The following is a 16,866-nucleotide window of genomic DNA, read 5'->3' as shown; positions in this document are numbered from 1 at the left end:
GTTGGAATATACCGCTGCCTTCTGTGCAAGGTATTCATGTTTTACATAATACTGCAAGTTCCATACAGTTTCATCCAATGATGGATAATGAGTGGATACAGATTATTTTCGGATCCGATTAGGAATATTAAGAAAGGAATTTTCCGCAAGAATAATGGAGGGCTGAACATGAAACATCTCATGGCATTACTCGTGAAATTTGCTGCTGTCGGCACGGTTTTGTTTTCCATTCTGGGTGCATTCGAACACGCATCGCTCACTAGAATACTTCTCATCACAATCATTACAGCTGCAGCAACCTACGTTTTAGGGGATTTATTCCTCCTGCCGCGGCTTGGGAATATGAAGGCACTCATGGCAGACTTCGGGCTTTCCTTCGTCACCGTTTGGGTGCTCAACTACGTGTTCATTGGTCCAGCACGATTCCTTACACTCGCCACCTTCTTCGCTGCACTTGGAATCACAGCTGCCGAAATTCTGTTCCACATGTTTATGAAAAGATTTGTATTCGATCAAAGGGAAGAAGCAGAGCCTAGAAATATGAATCTCCAATATGCAACAGAGTTTGCGGAAGAACAAAACGACTTTAAGACAACCAACAAGCTAATAAATAAAGAAGCAACAATGCCTACACGTACAAATACGCAATACACAGTAGAGTTTGCAGGGGAACAAAATGACGCTAAGATAAACGCCAAACCAATCAATCAGGAAACGACAGAGCCTAGACATATGAATCATCAATATATAACAGAATTTGCGGAAGAACAAAATGATGTTAAGACAAATGCCAAACGAATAAATGAGGAAAATAACGAGTAAGAGATGCTTTGGTCCGGTTCTGTACAGAACCGGACCAAAGCTTTTAAACAGAAAAGGCAGGAAACAGAGTCCCTGCCCAATCATACCGCGCACTACTTCCCTTGATTTATATTCCCTTGCTTTGTGGATGGTTTTTCTGAAGCAGCAGCCTTAGAAAATTCATTGCTTGCCATATTTTCAACAGCTTGGCCTGCTGTCGTTGTAAAGTTCAGCTTATGCTCTGGAATTCGTTGATTATTCATCATGATAGCCCCCTTTTCCTCCTTATTTTTTTCTTATCCTATCGATACATACCTTACACTTTTTGTCTGAGCATAGCAGACGGGCGGATCTGCTTACTCTGCAGGCGCATGCTCCACGGCAATTTGGTACGCAGCCAAAATTGCTTCACTTTCCGAAGGGTCAGAAATCCCTACTAGGTACTGGTCCCCTTCCTCTCCCTCAATCTTCATTACGATTGTTTCATCCTCAGCTGCTAGAAGCGCATAGGATTCATCATTCATATCAAACAATGCTTCAACAGCAAAATCCTTCCGATTGCCCCGGTCATCTTCAACCGTAATATAATCTCTCGGTTCATCACGCATCATAGTCCTCACCTCACTAAAAGTTCTTACGCATACTATTCCCTTCACCTCGAAAGGTTATCAGGCGAGGAACCGGCAGCAGGCAATCAGCAAATAGAAAATCAGGTATACAGGAAGAAAAACAGCAGACAATATAAAGGAATTCACGGATGAAAGAAGGAAAGCAGATGGCAAAAATGAACGGAAGCAATTCAAGTCAATCGATAAACAAAAGAGATAAGGATGTAGAGGGCGGTCCAATTCGCGGCCGTCTCAGCAGCGATAACGCATTTAGCGAAAGCGGGTTAGAGAATGCGGAGCGGCTGGGTGAGGCTATGAAGAAGGGAAAGTCTAAATAAGCGGGTTTACAGTAACACTTTCATGGGGGACACAAGAAGTTAAAGTGTTCCCTTGTTTCTCTAACATCACATCCTAAAAATCCCGCACCTCAATTAAGAAAACCTTCTCTGCAAACCCGCCGCGCTCCTCAGCCTTTTTCTCCCGAATGCGCTCCACCTCTTCTATGCCAGCACCATGGCACTTCGCCAATGCATGCATAATTTCCAACAAATCGGCTAGTTCTTCGAGCGCGCTTTCGTCATCAGATGCCTGCAGGTACTCCGTCAGCTCCTCCTGACTTTTCTTCTTCAATTCCTGTATGTATTCACTTCTTCTAATATTCTTGTTGTACATGTTTTTCCTGCCTGCTCAATGACCGCCGGAATGTGATCTCGTACGAGTTTATTGTAAATTGGCATAGTGTTTGCCCCTTCCACTAGTCTATTTTCTAGTTCTATCATACCAAAAATCCCATTCCGTACGTATTATCATATATACTAAATATTTTTACATCTGCCTTCATATTCTTATACAGAGATGATTCCCATGCTAAACAAACTCGTGATGATTGCAATTCTTTCTCTCCTCTTTGCCCTCACCTGCAAAGCCTATCAGCAGTATACGTGCTATCCGTCCTCTGTTACTGAAGACGGGGCAAAGGAATGCCAGAGTAACATATGAAAAGAGGCACAGCTATTTGGAAAATAGAAACGCGGCAGATCAATTGGCAGCTTGTGTTCTCCATCGAGGATACGACCTGTTTTGAAGATGTTGTAATCCCTAACCGCTATGATATGCCGCACCAAACAACTGCTGTTATCTAAGCGTGTGCCTTCCCTTTTTTTCACACAGTGATGACAACTTTTCCTTGAGCGTGTCCTTCTTCAAAATATCTGAGAGCTTCGGGTACTTCACTCAATTTATAACGTCTATCAATAACTGGTTTTACTTTGCCGGCTTCAAGAAGTTCTTTCATATAAATCAGATCCTTTTGGTTTGCTCTTTGCAGCATGTTGCCCATTTTCTTACTCCCGGTCATTGAAATCCAAGGCCCTAGGACCAGGGCTTGAAACATTTGAGCCTCGGAACCTCCGACATGAACAAAAATTCCATTGGGACTTAATGCCCGCTTATAAGCTGAAATTGGTTGATGTCCATTAACAGCTAGAATCAGGTCATAGCTCTGCATTTTTTGGGTAAAATCTTCCTTTGTATAGTCAATGGCATGGTCTGCTCCAATCGATCGCAAGATGTCTAAATTTCTTGTGCTGCACACACCAGTTACCTCAGCCCCGAATGATTTGGCGATCTGTACTGCGAAAGTCCCCACACCACCAGAGGCGCCATGAATCAATACCTTCTGTCCCGGCTGAATCTTGCCCTTATCCCGTAGACCCTGTAAGGCTGTGACTCCCGCCATAGGTACCGCAGCAGCTTCCTCAAAGGACATATTGGCTGGTTTTAATGCTAGTGCATTTTCGGGAACAGCTGCATATTCGGCAAAACCGCCCCAGCCAGAGCCAGATAGGTCTCCAAATACATCATCGCCTGGTTGAAACTGCTTAACATCTTTGCCGACTGCTTCAACCCGGCCTGCTATGTCACCTCCGGGTATCGAGTATTTTGGTTTTAGAAGACCGAAAACAAAGCGGGCTAGGAATGGTTCTCCTTTCAAAAGAACCAGGTTGCCATAATTCACGGATGCTGCATGAATTTTTACCAGTACTTGATTGTCCTTAGGAATAGGTTTTTCCACCTCTGTTAATTCAAGAACATCAGGTGGACCATATTTGTTATAAAATATAGCTTTCATAAGCATTCCTCCACCACTCATTCTCATCTGTTCATGATAGCACGCCCTCCTTTATAGCCTATTGTAAAAAAACAGGAAAGATGCCGTGGACTTTTTACTGCTTTTCACATATACTTTAGATAGTTAGATAATTATCTAAATATCTAAGGGGTTGTTTTCGATGAATGAGACATTCAAGGCTCTTTCGGACCCGACGCGAAGGCAAATTCTTGATTTGCTGAAGGTGAGGGACCGCACGGCTGGAGAGCTGGCTGAGCATTTTAACATTACCAAGCCGAGCTTGTCGCATCATTTGAACATCTTGAAGAGCGCTGATCTCGTGCAGGATGAACGACAAGGGCAGTTTATCTATTATTCGCTGAATACGACAGTGCTGCAAGATGTGATGAAGTGGCTGCTTGATGTTTCGCATAAAACCGGGAGAGAGGATGAGGAGTAAATGAAAAGCCGTGTATATACGGTCATTCTTGCTTTGCTTACAGTGGCGATAGGAGCATGGGGCTATTTCAATCTGCCGGAGACAGTGCCGATGCATTGGAATTGGCAAGGAGAAATAGACGGCTACGGCAGCAAGTATAGCGTCATTTTCGGAGTTCCGCTTATTGCGGTTGTATTATATGTGCTGCGGACCATCACTCCAAAAATAGATCCGCGCAAGGAGAATTATACTAAGTTTCGAGGCAGCTACGATACAATGATCCATGCTATCTTAACCTTTTTCGTTATCATGTACGGTATGATCATCCTAAATGGTGCAGGCTATGAGGTACCGATCGACTTTGTGATGCCGCTATTGATCGGCATACTATTCATTATAGTTGGCAACTATACGCAGCGTGTAAAATCCAACTATTTTATCGGAATCCGCACGCCGTGGGCGCTGCAAAATGATGAGATATGGCGCTACACAAACCGGCTCGGCGCTAAAATGTTCGTACTTGCCGGCATTCTGATGATCATTGCTGCCTTTCTTCCAACTATGTGGAAAATTTCCTTATTTATTGTTGCGGTCATCAGCACGGCAGGTGTTCCGTTTGTCGCCTCCTATCTGTATTACAAAAAACTTTCAAATTAAAAGCGGCTCGGGCAGCCGCTTTTTTACGTTTTCCCCTTTTTCATTGAGCAAACACATCTGATAGCGCTATGCACTGCTTTTCTGTTTCTGTGCATGCAAATTACCTGTTTATACGGCATACATTAATAACCCCAGCGCTACCAGGTCCGCCAGTGCATGTGCCGTCCACGAGGCATAGATATTTCTTGTTTTTGCGAAAATGATTCCGTATATAATGCTGTCCACAACAATTGCAAGCATATCCATCCCGACGATGCTCCACGGCCCGCTGGAGAAATGGACAACCGCAAAGATTACGGAGGAAATCGCAATAGCTGCCGGCAGCCCGATAAAGCGGCTAAATCGCTGCTGGAACAAAACGCGGAATGTGATTTCCTCTCCAAATGTCGCCACAAGGATTGTTAGAATGACCTTTGGCTCTAATGCAGCATCTACTGGCAATCTGCTTTGAATATGTGCGAGCATCTCTGGCATCCATAGCTTCCAGCAAAAAAAGAAAGCCAGTTGCAAAGCAACTCCGACGAGTATGATGAGGGGCGCCATTCGTATAAGATCCCACAGCATATTCTCAGGCTGAAAACCGATCTCTGCCATCGTCCGCCGTCTAATCCGCCGTTCAACAAATACATATACAATCACGACAAGTGCCGCTAGCCCCTTCAATGCAGGAAAGAACAAAGCGCATATAAGCAATATGCCAGCAAGAACGGCAGCCTCTATAACGGTTCGCTTTTCCTGCTTTTCTACAGTTTCTTGAATCAGTTTCTGTTCCGTTATCATTGTATCCCTTCTATCGCATTTCTTTTATATATTAGTGTAATATATTACAAGAAAAAAAACATCCACCTTAAGATAGATATTGACTCGATCTTTTTGCATACACCCCGTCGCTATGCCGTGCTAAGCTTCATATGCCCATCTGCTCCCTCAATATAAAAAGTCCCGTTCTTTACCAGAATGGGACCTTACGGATATTTTTCATTTCAGAAGTTATAGATTTCTCAATCTTTATTGTCTTCTCCCCTATCATTCAACCGTTCCTCTAAATCTCTTATTATTTTTTCAACAAACTTCGGGATTCTCACACCGCTTTCTTGTAGATTCTCAATAATGGAGATCGCTTCGTTTGCTGCATAAAACCAAATAGTGAGAGTTCGAATCATTCCTGATTCATTGAATACACCTAAGGCAGCATCACTTGATATAATTACATTTGCACCTTCAAACAGGATTTTGTCGAATAGATGGGCAACAATAATTGCGATAAATATAAGTGCTTTTTTGAAAATTCCTTTCCAGCCAATCCTGCTTGATACTTTGCCCAATAGAATCCCTTTGGTAAAGCCTGTGAAATAATCAATAAGCACTAGCACACACAAAATCTTTAAGCTTTCGTCCCAAGTGCCAAATAACCATGAGCCAAATTCCCCTAACCATGTTAAAGCTGGCACAAAACTGATGCCTTGCAAATACACACACTTTCTCCCTCCTTGACCAAGAGATGAAAGAAACATAGATAACGATTATAATTACCTCATAAGCAAAACAAAGGAGAACCCCTTCGTTTTGTTGAGCATCCTGCATACGAGAATCCCATTACATCATTGGTTTTTGTTTAAGAACCCCAACTATGACAGCGGTTACAAAAGATCCAGTTAGAATTGCTATGAGATATAAAAATGGATTTCCTGTTACAATCGGGATTACCAATATACCGCCGTGAGGAGCCGGCAATCCAATATGAAATAACATTGCTAGCAATCCAGCTATTGCTGAACCAATGATGCAGCCCGGAACAATGCAAACTGGATTTTTTATAGCGAATGGAATAGCGCCTTCTGTAATAAAGGATGCTCCCATGATGTAGCATATTTTTCCTGCCCTCCGTTCCTCCCTGGTAAATTTTGCAGGAAAGAATGTTGTTGCGAGAGCAAGGCCTAACGGAGGCACCATGCCGCCTGCCATAATGGCTGCTTGCGGGGCATAGTTACCGGTATGGAGCATGGTAATACCAAAGGTAAATGCGATTTTGTTAATGGGGCCGCCCATATCAATTGCCATCATCCCGCCAAGGAGTAATCCTAGAAGTATAAGATGATCTGTTCCTAAGTCCTGAAGCCAAATCATAAATGCATCATTTATTCCCTTTACCGGGTTAATCGTGACATACATCATGATGAGACACGTAAATATCAGCCCAAACAAAGGATATAGCAACACTGGTCTTAAGGTATTTACCGCTTGCGGAAGCTTGCTGCTTAATTGTCTAAGTCCTATAATTGTGTATCCGGCAAGAAAACCAGCAATTATGCTCCCTATAAAGCCTTGACCGCTTATCAATGCGATGAAGCCGCCAACCAAACCTACAATTAAACCTGATCGCCCTGCGATACTCATCGCAATAAAGCCTGACAGTACCGGGATAATAAACTGAACGGCTTGATTCGCATTCGCTGTAATGGAAATCAATTTTTCAGTAAATCCCTCCTGCGGTGAATGGGGATAGTTCAATATCGTCAAACGAAACATATAAGAAAAAGCAAGTAAAATACCGGTACATACAATAAATGGAAGGGTACGGGAAACGCCATTCATGAGATGCTGATACATGTTGAGGTACATACTTGCTTTCCCCTTCGAACTCCTTTTAACTAGCCCAATTCTTTTCATATAATCCTCCTCTAAGGTGGTCGGTTTTCAGATGAAATGTATATGAGATCTCCTTGACTGAGTCCATATATGGTTTCAGTCATTGGTCCATCACATCGTGCAAAAGAGACCTTTTTACATAATATTTTTTACTTATGGAGAAGTTCTTTTTCGAAATGCAAAAAGTTACTTTTCTTTACGAACTCGGATCTTTGTTTGGATTTTTCCTTACTTTCCTACCAATACAGACATATTGACAAAAGCTATATTCTATGATAATAAAATAATGGTTAGCACTCACACCATTAGAGTGCTAATCGATGAGGCATCGGGCTTTACAGTTTAGTATGAATTTGTAAATGGAAGGGAGAAATTTTATATGGAAAAAAAGCAGTTTCAAGCAGAATCTAAAAGACTGTTAGACATGATGATTCACTCCATTTATTCTCAAAAGGAGATCTTTTTACGAGAATTAATTTCGAATGCCAGCGATGCGATCGATAAAATCTATTACAAAGCATTAACCGATGAAAGCTTACAGTTTGATAAGGACAGTTACTACATAAAAGTAGTTGCGGATAAAGACGACAGAACATTAAAAATCTCGGATACTGGTATCGGGATGACAAAGGAAGAGCTTGAGCATAACCTTGGAACGATTGCCAAGAGCGGCTCTTTAGCATTTAAAAATGAAAATGAATTGAAGGATGGGTATGATATCATCGGCCAATTCGGGGTTGGGTTTTATTCCGCTTTTATGGTTGCTGACGTTGTGACTGTTATCAGCAAGGCTTTAGGCAGCGATGAAGCGTATAAGTGGGAGTCTACAGGTGCAGATGGATACACGATTGCGCCGTGTGAGAAGGATTCAGTTGGTACAGAGATTATTCTAAAGCTGAAAGAGAATTCAGAGGATGAAAACTATGATGAGTATTTAGAAGAGTATCGATTAAAAGCGATCATAAAAAAATACTCTGACTTCATTCGCTACCCAATTAAAATGGATGTGACCGGAAGAAGACGTAAAGAAGGCAGCGACAATGAGTTCGAAGAGTATCGCGAAGAACAGACAATCAATAGCATGGTTCCGATTTGGAGAAAAAACAAAAAAGAACTCACTTCTGAAGATTATGAGAAATTTTATGCGGAGAAGCATTACGGTTTTGATAAGCCAATCAAACATATCCATATCAGTGTCGACGGCGCTGTAAGATACAATGCGATTTTATTCATCCCGGAGAAAATTCCGTTTGACTATTATACAAAGGAATATGAAAAGGGATTGGAGCTGTATTCCAATGGCGTATTGATTATGAACAAATGCGCAGATCTCCTTCCCGACTATTTCAGCTTTGTCAAAGGAATGGTCGACTCGGAGGATTTGTCTCTGAACATTTCAAGAGAAATGCTGCAGCATGACCGACAGTTGAAGCTTATTGCTAAAAATATTAAGAGTAAAATCAAAAATCAGCTGCAAAGCTTATTAAAAGATGAGCGCGAAAAGTATGAAGAATTTTACAACTCCTTTGGCAGACAATTAAAATTTGGCGTATATAGCGATTTCGGCACCAATAAAGACGTCTTGCAGGACTTATTGATGTTCTACTCTTCTAAGGAGAAAAAGCTGGTAACCTTAGATGAATATGTATCGAGAATGCCTGAGGATCAAAAATACATTTACTATGCTTCCGGGGAATCCTATGAAAGAATCGAAAAGCTGCCGCAGACTGAGCTCGTGCTCGAGAAAGGCTATGAGATTTTATATTTCACTGATGACATTGATGAATTCGCAATCAAGATGCTCATGACATACAAGGAGAAGGAATTCAAATCTGTCTCCAGCGGCGACCTAGGAATTGAAGCAGAGGAAACTGGACAGGATACAGATGCGCAGCAGAATGAAAACAAAGAGCTCTTTGATTATATGAAAGACATTTTAGCAGGCAAGGTAAAGGATGTACGGGTATCCAAGCGATTGAAGACGCATCCTGTATGTTTATCCACAGAGGGCGAAGTCACAATCGAAATGGAAAAAATACTAAAATCCATGCCAAACAACCAAAATGTCCAAGCAGATAAGGTACTGGAAATTAATCCAAATCATGAGGTATTCCAATCGTTAAAGGATGCCTTTGCGAATAATAAAGAGAAGCTCGCTTTATATACAAGCCTGCTATATAATCAAGCTCTTCTCATTGAAGGATTGCCAATCCATGATCCGGTAGAGTTTACAAACGATATCTGCAAGATTATGGTGTAATATTCAAGAGAAATTACTCATTAACTGTATCAAGGAAAAAAGCAGTGTCTTATCATGACGAGACACTGCTTTTTTCCGATTGTAGAGAAAGTGATAGCATGTAAACATAGATAGGGCATATCCTTCGTATTTTAGACAGAGAACGATTCATAAACATTCCCTTCTGTAAGCTGCTTTAATAGCTCTCTCAAAGCAAACGAATGATAGGAATCTTTTTTTGTAATAATCCCTAGTTCCCAAATTAGAGTCGGACTTCTTAATGGAACAATCCTAATATTAGGGTTATTTTGTTTATAGTAGATAGACTTAGGAAGAATGGCAATCCCTAGTTGCGAAGCCACAAGCTCAATGATCAAATCCCATTGGGAACTTTGATAGGAGACGGCGGGTGTAAAACCAGAGGCTACACATTCTCGTCTAATGTAGTCATGTAACGCAAATTCACGTGAAAAAAGGATAAATTTTTCATCCTTTAGTTGATGTAAAGATATAGCATGCTGCTGTGCTAGATTGTGATCTTTATGAATATATAAAACGAATTCATCTTTTACAAAAGGGCTAATATTAAATTTAGTTTCGTCGCTCGGTAAGACGACAATCCCTACATCTATTTGCCCCTCCTCCACTAAATCCTCTATAAGCTTTGCCCCAAGCTCCACTAGTTCTAAGACTACCTTTGGGTACTGTTCATTGAAATTTCTAGCGATAGACGGGAAAAACAAGGTTCCTATCAAGGGAGGGATCCCAATTTTAATTTCGCCCGCTTCTATGTTTATTAATTCATCTAAAAGTGTTGTTAATTCAGACAAGGATGACAATATCTTTATTCCTTGCTGATACACAATTTTACCGGCGTCGGTTAATTTTAATTGACGTCTAGAACGATCGAATAATTCGACATGAAGCTCCTCTTCCAGCTTCTTAACTGCTTTGCTTAATGCAGGCTGAGATAAATAGGAATGTGATGCAGCTTTCGTAAAACTTTTGTAGTTTGCTACTTCAATAAAGAATTTTAAATCTCTTAACTCCATTTCTATCTCCTATTTTATTCGAATTAGTTATACAAAGTATTCTTTTTATTCATTTTACTTATAGAAACATCGAATGTAAACTCTTACATATAACAAAAAAAGTTTTAATTGCCATAAAAAGGTAATCTATTCATCACAAATGTGATTCACATCGCTCATTACTACCTCTTATTTCCGCTTAAGCAACTATGAGTTCTTGATTGTAAAACAAACATACTTGAAGTGCAGATCTGTTAGAAATCACATATTTAAAAATAAAATTCCGACTACTCAATTATGATTCGAAAGGGAGATCCTTAATGAAGAAAAGCAAAGTTATGAATTCTTTTAGCGAAGCCATTCAAGATATTCAGGATGGGGCCACTTTGATTGTTGGAGGATTTGGGCTTTCCGGCATTCCAGAGAAACTAATTCATGCGCTAAAAGAGCGAGGAACAAAGGATTTAACAGTTGTAAGCAATAACTGCGGAGTCGATGATTGGGGACTTGGTCTTCTGTTAGCTAACAACCAAATCAAAAAAATGGTGTCCTCCTATGTGGGAGAGAATAAAATTTTTGAACAGCAGTTCCTAAGCGGAGAATTAGAAGTCGAGTTGGTTCCTCAAGGTACGTTAGCTGAACGAATTCGTGCAGGCGGAGCTGGAATTCCCGGTTTTTACACAGCAACAGGGGTAGGAACTCCTATTGCCGAGGGAAAAGAACACAAAGAGTTTAACGGTAGGACATATATTTTGGAGGAGGGAATTGTAGGAGATTTTGCTTTTGTAAAGGCATGGAAGGCCGATAAGCTAGGAAACCTCATATACCGAAAAACAGCAAGAAATTTCAATCCCCTAGCTGCAATGGCAGGGAAAACTACCATCGCAGAAGTAGAGGAAATTGTGGAAGCGGGAGAACTGGACCCTGATGAAATTCATACTCCTGGGATTTATGTTCAACGTGTCTTACTTGGTTCAAATTATAACAAAAGAATTGAGCGCCGTACGGTTAGGGCACTTTAAGTTTTTTTAACAACAAGCATATTTCTAGTTCTTATAGATTGCCAATTTGTAATGAAATTGGAAAAGGGGGACTTTCAATGCTTTTGAGAGAGTTATTAGCTTTAAGAAAAAGTATCAATGGCTATCGCCAGGATATGTATGAATTAGCGGAAAAGAAAGGCTTCTCCGATCCAGAGGTTATAGAAATAAGTCAACTATTAGACCGAAAAATTACGATGTGGCAAAAACGCATATATGAGATTCATCCTTTACAAAGAGAAAATCCGCTTCAGTAGATGACAAACCTAGACATACCAGTCGCAGCAGCTTAATTGAGTTCAATATTAAAAATGAATGTAAGTGGAGGAAAACGTATGAACGACATTCGCTTAAAAATTGTAAAACGTGCTGTCCAAGAAATTCAAGATGGAATGAATGTTAATCTAGGTATAGGAATGCCAACACTTGTAGCAAATGAAATTCCAAATGATTTTAATGTACTGCTCCAATCAGAAAATGGGCTGCTGGGAATAGGTCCTTATCCTGTGGAAGGACAGGAAGATCCTGACTTGATTAATGCAGGAAAAGAAACAATCACTACAGTTCCTGGAGCCTCCTTCTTTGATAGTGCAGAATCCTTTGCCATGATTCGAGGGGGACATATTGACCTTGCTATTCTTGGTGGAATGGAGGTTTCTGAAGGAGGAGATTTGGCAAACTGGATGATTCCCGGAAAAATGATTAAAGGCATGGGCGGAGCTATGGATCTTGTGAATGGAGCAAAACGAGTTGTTGTAATTATGGAACATGTCAACAAACACGGAGAATCTAAAATCAAAAAAGAATGTACTCTTCCATTAACAGGAAAGCAAGTCGTACACCGTTTAATTACAGACCTAGCCGTCTTTGACTTTACAGCTGCTGGCATGGTTCTTATAGAAACGCAAGAGGGAGTTACAGTGGAGGAAGTAAAGGAAAAAACGGAAGCATCGTTTACTGTTTCGCCAGGGTTGTTACTAACAAATTAATTCATATACATGTAAAACAGGAGCAAACAGCAAGCAGTTTGAAACAAAGTTTAAGGTTGATTAATTGCTAAGTAATGAAGGAGGGATTCTAGATGCTGCAAAAAGGCTTAAAAAATGTAGTGGCTGCAGAAACTGCCATAAGCTTAGTTGATGGAGAACAAGGAAGATTAATTTACAGGGGCTATGATGCGAAAGAATTAGCTTTAAACTTTTCCTTCGAGGAAATAGCATACTTAATATGGTATGGATACCTACCGAACGATACTGAGAAACAAAGTATTTCTGAGTTATTAAAAAACCATCGCGCGTTACCTCCACACGTATATAAATTAATTCAACTGCTTCCATGTAACATGGAAATAATGAGCCAAATTCGCACAGCTGTATCCGCTTTAGGAACAGAAGAATTCGGGTGGAAGCCTACTGTTGAGCAGGCTATTCGGCTAACAGCATTGATTCCTACGATTACAGCTATGATTTATCGAAAAATAAACGGTGAAGAGCTGATTCAACCAAACATGGAGTTAGGTCATGTTGAAAACTATTTATATATGTTAACAGGAAAACGCTCTTCTCCCTCTCATACAAAAGCGCTTGAAGCTTATATGATTTTAACAATGGAGCACGGAATGAACGCTTCTACATTTGCAGCAAGGGTAGTAGCCTCTACAGAATCCGACATGGTTTCTGCGGTAACAGGAGCTATCGGAGCTATGAAAGGACCTTTGCACGGCGGCGCCCCTACAGGAGTAATTGATATGTTAAATGAGATTACGGATAAGAAAAAAGCAGAAACATGGATTCGGCAAAAGCTAGAGAAAAAGGAATATCTCATGGGATTTGGACACCGTGTCTACAGAACACGAGACCCGCGGGCGGAAGCGCTTAGTGAAATCACAAAACGTATTGGGGCAGATGATCCATGGCTTGAACTAGCCGGTTATGTTGAAAAACTTGCTGTTCAATTGCTTGATGAGTATAAACCTGGAAGAAGGCTCAATACGAATGTCGAATTTTATGCTGCTGCTGTTATGAGAGCTATTAATATGTCCTCTTCCTTGTTTACACCTACCTTTACTGTCAGTAGAATGGTTGGCTGGACGGCACATACAATCGAGCAGTCTATGGACAATACTATTTTTCGTCCAGAAGCAAAATATATTGGCAAGCAACCAACGGAGCATGAAACCTCTCTTAAAGAGTAAAAAAGCTTTGAACTACATTTCATAAGTAGTGCCTAAGCATGAGATTCAAATAATCAGGAGTGACAAAGCCTTGAATATAGTAGGAGAGGTATTTAAGAAACGATTGTATCGAGATTGGGAAAATGACAAAATTAATTTAATCTTATTTATTAATATTCATGAAGGAATCATGATAAAAGGCGATCGTGTTAACACAATTCCAATGCTTATTGAAGATGAAATAATAGATTATAAGATTGGTGACAAAATTAAAATAAAGGGAAAAGTTGAATTCCGTCGCATTATGACTCCGTCGGGAAAACTGAGCTTTTCTTCCCTTCCCATTATTATTCCGCATTCCCACTATCAATTGGGCTACGAGTAAAACCACGGTGAGATAGAAAAATATTCTCTCCGTGGTTTTACGTTTATCATCTATAACAATTTGATGGTTGTCTCAACAAAGATTTTAAATTGAAATAGTCCCCTTCCATTTACAGATAGCCCTCCAATTACATTTGCTACAATTGAAGCATTCTTTAGACAGCATCTGAATTATAACTAAAAAACTAAAGAGCTCCTTTTTGCTTAAACACGAAAGTTTGAATTACAGCAATATTTATGCCGCCTTAGCCATTTTGATAGTAATAGTTTTTACTATTTATTCAAGCAATTTTAAAAAGCAATCTGTTTAACATAATTTCGAAAGGGTTCTCCCATAACTTTAGTAAAGCCCTCCCGTGGTCATTCTGATACATTGTTACCATGGGAGGGCTTATTTTAGAATTGCAAAGATTATTAGATTCCTTTTACCTCTGTGTGCTTTCTCATAGACATACCTTCTACTGGCTGCTTACAACATTCAGCTGCCATGAAACACCATATTTATCGGTTAACCACCCAAATTTTTTACTAAATGGATAAGCTGACAAAGGCATTAATATCGTGCCGCCTTGAGATAATTTATCAAAAACACGATCGATTTCTTCTTCCGTTTCACACGCTGCATACAACGACATGGAAGGAGTAAATGTAAAATCATGCTTTATGCTGCTATCCATACACATAAACTCTTGACCGTTAATTGAGAATACGGCTTGTAACACCGTTCCCTCAGCCCCATCCTCATTCGCTCCATAGCGAGCAATACTAACAATCCTTGAATTATCAAATAAAGAAGTATACAAATTCATTGCTTCTTCAGCTTTACCGTCAAACATGAGAAACGTTGTGATTTTAGGCATACTTAGACTCCCTAGTAATTGGTAGAATTGATATTTCACCCGCTGCCATATTAGTTATGATCAGCAGCTGTTGAAATTTGCCATAGTACACCAAATTTGTCTGTTACCTGCCCATATAATGGGCTCCAGAACGTTTGTTGAAGCGGAAATTTGACTTGACCGCCGTCTTGCAATTTTTCAAATACTTCTTTTGTTTTTTCCACGTCATTCGTCATAAGCGCAATTGTTACATTCGTTCCAACTACATATTCTTGGCCTGGGAATGTGTCAGAAAGCATCAAATCAGTATCCCCAACTTTTAAATGGGCATTTAAAACAAGTTCTTTTACAGCAGCAGGAGTTGGAGATTCTGGATTTTCAGGCATGTCGCCAAAGGTTTGTACATTGAGCACTTTTGCATCAAGTGCATGTTCATAAAATCTCACAGCTTCTTGTCCATTTCCATTCAAAACTAGGTAAGGATGCATACCTAAAATCATTTCACACACCTCTTTAACATTATTATTTTTACTGCCTATCCCTATCTTTACTTTCAATCAAAGCTTCGCTAAGTACTCTGCAAGCTGGTCGAAGGTTCCGGCAAATCCTTGCCGGATGCCGTCATGCATTGCCTTAAAGGTTTCGTGTTCTTCTTCTGCCGCATTTACCGGGACACCTTGCATCACAAGTATCGTCCTGCCATCCTGCTCAGAAAGCGTTAACGTATTTTGAATTTCGAGAGGCCACGTTGCGCTAAATGGAGCACGAATCGTATTGCCCTCTTCATCAGAGAAAGAGCTGGTAAAAATGAGCTTCTCCGGCACATCGATTTCATGATAGACAAACTTGCCCCACATTTCATGTCCATCAGGGGATTTCTGACTATAGTGAAAAACTCCACCTGGGCGAAGGTCAAAACTGGAAAGATTCATCATGAAACCTTTTGGACCCCACCAATGATTCAGGTGCTCAGGCTCGGTCCATGCCTTACCTACAAGCTCACGCGGCGCATCAAAGGTGCACGTAATCACCAGCTTACTCTCCTCTACTCCTGTTGTGATACTGTTTTCTTTCACAACTCTTCCCCCTCATTTGGATATTTCTCAATTCCATCAACATGAAACCCCAAAAACATCCGACAAGACTATCCCTTGCAGTATCCAAAGGGAGGAGCATCTCCTTATGTAATGAAGCAGTTCTGTTAGCTCCTATGTCCTTTTTTACAAAACAGAACAAATGTTCTATTTCCATTATATACATAATAAACTATGATTTCAATATCAAAACAAAAATTTTGATATGTATAACATAAAAAGGAACATGCTCTTGAACCGGACATAGTATGACCCGAATATTTGAGCATATATCCTTCTTATCAATCACAGGCTTGTCCAAACAAGGCGCCTAAAGCCCCCGCTTCAAGCGGGCCCGGGTGTATAAGTAGAGGAACTTGTATTACTGAATACTCTGCGGAAAGCTTGAAGAGGATCATACTATGTGCCCGCATTTGCTCCAAAATAGGCTTTTCATAGTTTACAAGGGACAAATGGCCTTGCTACGATGAATACAAAAAATGTAACGCGGATTAATTCCAATGACCCTGTTGCGTTTGCTATTACCGTCTCGCAAACGATCCGGCCTGCGACTCATAAGGAAAACCAGCCGGGAGCAGCTAATCGAACAAATTTGGGGTCTCGGTTCAGATACTGAGGATCGTACGTTGGATTTACATATCCGTAATCTACGCGATAAACTGCGGAAATCCTCCTTTCCGATTGATGATTATTTAAAAGCTGTCTATGGCATCGGCTACCGTTGGACAGAAGTATGAAACAAACACAGATAAGCTATTGAAAAGAGACACGCGGAACTGGCTATTGCAATGGGTCCAAGAGA

The 16,866-nt window shown here is 40.5% G+C and carries 21 protein-coding genes and 3 pseudogenes; 13 read left to right on the top strand and 11 right to left on the bottom strand.

From position 1 onward, the window contains the following. Positions 1–168 precede the first annotated feature (168 nt). Positions 169–822, top strand: a complete 654-nt coding sequence (locus tag AC6HZ4_RS10590; protein ID WP_497494946.1) for a YndM family protein — start codon at positions 169–171, stop codon at positions 820–822. A 92-nt stretch (positions 823–914) separates the two neighbouring features. On the opposite strand, the gene AC6HZ4_RS10585 is transcribed toward AC6HZ4_RS10590, so the two are convergent. Together AC6HZ4_RS10585 and AC6HZ4_RS10580 are read right to left on the bottom strand one after the other, a co-directional pair. Continuing rightward, positions 915–1,067 (bottom strand): hypothetical protein, encoded by a 153-nt coding sequence (locus tag AC6HZ4_RS10585; protein ID WP_497494945.1) that lies wholly within the window; start codon positions 1,065–1,067, stop codon positions 915–917. A gap of 90 nt (positions 1,068–1,157) precedes the next feature. Next, positions 1,158–1,412 carry a DUF1292 domain-containing protein gene (locus AC6HZ4_RS10580; protein ID WP_497494944.1) on the bottom strand — a complete coding sequence of 85 codons (255 nt, stop codon included), beginning with the start codon at positions 1,410–1,412 and terminating at the stop codon, positions 1,158–1,160. A gap of 164 nt (positions 1,413–1,576) precedes the next feature. On the opposite strand from AC6HZ4_RS10580, the gene AC6HZ4_RS10575 reads away from it, so the two are divergent. Beyond that, positions 1,577–1,747: a hypothetical protein gene (locus AC6HZ4_RS10575; RefSeq protein WP_497494943.1), complete on the top strand. Its 171-nt coding sequence runs from the start codon at positions 1,577–1,579 to the stop codon at positions 1,745–1,747. 73 nt (positions 1,748–1,820) lie between these two features. On the opposite strand, the pseudogene AC6HZ4_RS10570 reads toward AC6HZ4_RS10575, so the two are convergent. After that, positions 1,821–2,146: pseudogene (locus AC6HZ4_RS10570) on the bottom strand (nucleoside triphosphate pyrophosphohydrolase). A gap of 258 nt (positions 2,147–2,404) precedes the next feature. Here AC6HZ4_RS10570 and AC6HZ4_RS10565 point away from each other — a divergent pair. Beyond that, complete coding sequence (locus AC6HZ4_RS10565) at positions 2,405–2,551, top strand: hypothetical protein (protein ID WP_497494942.1); 147 nt, start codon at positions 2,405–2,407, stop codon at positions 2,549–2,551. Positions 2,552–2,571: 20 nt separating this feature from the next. Here the strand turns inward: AC6HZ4_RS10565 and AC6HZ4_RS10560 are convergent, their stop codons facing one another. Then, on the bottom strand, positions 2,572–3,540 hold the full coding sequence (locus tag AC6HZ4_RS10560; RefSeq protein ID WP_497494940.1) for an NAD(P)-dependent alcohol dehydrogenase: 969 nt from the start codon (positions 3,538–3,540) through the stop codon (positions 2,572–2,574). Between the two features lie 160 nt (positions 3,541–3,700). On the opposite strand from AC6HZ4_RS10560, the gene AC6HZ4_RS10555 reads away from it, so the two are divergent. Both AC6HZ4_RS10555 and AC6HZ4_RS10550 read left to right on the top strand, forming a co-directional pair. Beyond that, complete coding sequence (locus AC6HZ4_RS10555) at positions 3,701–3,979, top strand: autorepressor SdpR family transcription factor (RefSeq protein WP_497494938.1); 279 nt, start codon at positions 3,701–3,703, stop codon at positions 3,977–3,979. After that, complete coding sequence (locus AC6HZ4_RS10550; RefSeq protein ID WP_497494937.1) at positions 3,980–4,615, top strand: SdpI family protein; 636 nt, start codon at positions 3,980–3,982, stop codon at positions 4,613–4,615. Between the two features lie 108 nt (positions 4,616–4,723). Here the strand turns inward: AC6HZ4_RS10550 and AC6HZ4_RS10545 are convergent, their stop codons facing one another. From AC6HZ4_RS10545 to AC6HZ4_RS10535, 3 genes are all read right to left on the bottom strand, one after another. Next, positions 4,724–5,395: a CPBP family intramembrane glutamic endopeptidase gene (locus AC6HZ4_RS10545; RefSeq protein WP_497494935.1), complete on the bottom strand. Its 672-nt coding sequence runs from the start codon at positions 5,393–5,395 to the stop codon at positions 4,724–4,726. 221 nt (positions 5,396–5,616) lie between these two features. Beyond that, positions 5,617–6,090 carry a phage holin family protein gene (locus AC6HZ4_RS10540; protein ID WP_497494934.1) on the bottom strand — a complete coding sequence of 158 codons (474 nt, stop codon included), beginning with the start codon at positions 6,088–6,090 and terminating at the stop codon, positions 5,617–5,619. Between the two features lie 121 nt (positions 6,091–6,211). After that, positions 6,212–7,285 carry a PTS fructose transporter subunit IIC gene (locus AC6HZ4_RS10535; protein WP_497494933.1) on the bottom strand — a complete coding sequence of 358 codons (1,074 nt, stop codon included), beginning with the start codon at positions 7,283–7,285 and terminating at the stop codon, positions 6,212–6,214. A 358-nt stretch (positions 7,286–7,643) separates the two neighbouring features. Here AC6HZ4_RS10535 and htpG point away from each other — a divergent pair, with 358 nt between their 5' ends. Further along, positions 7,644–9,524, top strand: a complete 1,881-nt coding sequence (gene htpG, locus AC6HZ4_RS10530) for a molecular chaperone HtpG (protein ID WP_497494932.1) — start codon at positions 7,644–7,646, stop codon at positions 9,522–9,524. Positions 9,525–9,655: 131 nt separating this feature from the next. Here the strand turns inward: htpG and AC6HZ4_RS10525 are convergent, their stop codons facing one another. Then, positions 9,656–10,555 carry a LysR family transcriptional regulator gene (locus AC6HZ4_RS10525; protein ID WP_497494931.1) on the bottom strand — a complete coding sequence of 300 codons (900 nt, stop codon included), beginning with the start codon at positions 10,553–10,555 and terminating at the stop codon, positions 9,656–9,658. A 299-nt stretch (positions 10,556–10,854) separates the two neighbouring features. Between AC6HZ4_RS10525 and AC6HZ4_RS10520 the strand changes: the two genes are divergently transcribed. The 5 genes from AC6HZ4_RS10520 to AC6HZ4_RS10500 all read left to right on the top strand — a co-directional run bounded on the left by AC6HZ4_RS10520 (position 10,855) and on the right by AC6HZ4_RS10500 (position 14,132). Further along, positions 10,855–11,556, top strand: a complete 702-nt coding sequence (locus tag AC6HZ4_RS10520) for a CoA transferase subunit A (protein WP_497494930.1) — start codon at positions 10,855–10,857, stop codon at positions 11,554–11,556. 77 nt (positions 11,557–11,633) lie between these two features. Then, the gene (locus AC6HZ4_RS10515; protein WP_497494929.1) at positions 11,634–11,831 is read left to right on the top strand and encodes a Spo0E family sporulation regulatory protein-aspartic acid phosphatase; all 198 of its coding nucleotides are present in this window, start codon (positions 11,634–11,636) and stop codon (positions 11,829–11,831) included. A gap of 78 nt (positions 11,832–11,909) precedes the next feature. Then, positions 11,910–12,563 (top strand): CoA transferase subunit B, encoded by a 654-nt coding sequence (locus AC6HZ4_RS10510; protein WP_497494928.1) that lies wholly within the window; start codon positions 11,910–11,912, stop codon positions 12,561–12,563. Positions 12,564–12,655: 92 nt separating this feature from the next. After that, a complete protein-coding gene (locus AC6HZ4_RS10505; protein ID WP_497494927.1) occupies positions 12,656–13,768 on the top strand; it encodes a citrate synthase in 1,113 nt (370 codons plus the stop codon). Positions 13,769–13,838: 70 nt separating this feature from the next. Beyond that, positions 13,839–14,132 (top strand): hypothetical protein, encoded by a 294-nt coding sequence (locus AC6HZ4_RS10500; RefSeq protein WP_497494926.1) that lies wholly within the window; start codon positions 13,839–13,841, stop codon positions 14,130–14,132. Positions 14,133–14,589: 457 nt separating this feature from the next. Here the strand turns inward: AC6HZ4_RS10500 and AC6HZ4_RS10495 are convergent, their stop codons facing one another. The 3 genes from AC6HZ4_RS10495 to AC6HZ4_RS10485 are packed head-to-tail and all read right to left on the bottom strand — an operon-like array spanning position 14,590 to position 16,046. Then, positions 14,590–14,991 carry a VOC family protein gene (locus tag AC6HZ4_RS10495; RefSeq protein WP_497494925.1) on the bottom strand — a complete coding sequence of 134 codons (402 nt, stop codon included), beginning with the start codon at positions 14,989–14,991 and terminating at the stop codon, positions 14,590–14,592. A 50-nt stretch (positions 14,992–15,041) separates the two neighbouring features. Next, the gene (locus AC6HZ4_RS10490; RefSeq protein ID WP_497494924.1) at positions 15,042–15,470 is read right to left on the bottom strand and encodes a VOC family protein; all 429 of its coding nucleotides are present in this window, start codon (positions 15,468–15,470) and stop codon (positions 15,042–15,044) included. 57 nt (positions 15,471–15,527) lie between these two features. After that, positions 15,528–16,046: an SRPBCC family protein gene (locus AC6HZ4_RS10485; RefSeq protein ID WP_497494923.1), complete on the bottom strand. Its 519-nt coding sequence runs from the start codon at positions 16,044–16,046 to the stop codon at positions 15,528–15,530. 466 nt (positions 16,047–16,512) lie between these two features. On the opposite strand from AC6HZ4_RS10485, the pseudogene AC6HZ4_RS10480 reads away from it, so the two are divergent. Both AC6HZ4_RS10480 and AC6HZ4_RS10475 read left to right on the top strand, forming a co-directional pair. Next, positions 16,513–16,641 (top strand): annotated as a pseudogene (locus AC6HZ4_RS10480) (cell wall-binding repeat-containing protein); the annotation flags it as partial. Further along, positions 16,631–16,801 (top strand): annotated as a pseudogene (locus AC6HZ4_RS10475) (winged helix-turn-helix domain-containing protein); the annotation flags it as partial. The pseudogenes AC6HZ4_RS10480 and AC6HZ4_RS10475, both read left to right, overlap by 11 nt. Positions 16,802–16,866 lie beyond the last annotated feature (65 nt).

It is taken from the genome of Ectobacillus sp. OTK (genome assembly GCF_059698935.1).
The sequence above is the reverse complement of the archived record's forward strand: the minus strand, read 5'-3'. Positions and strand labels throughout refer to the sequence as shown.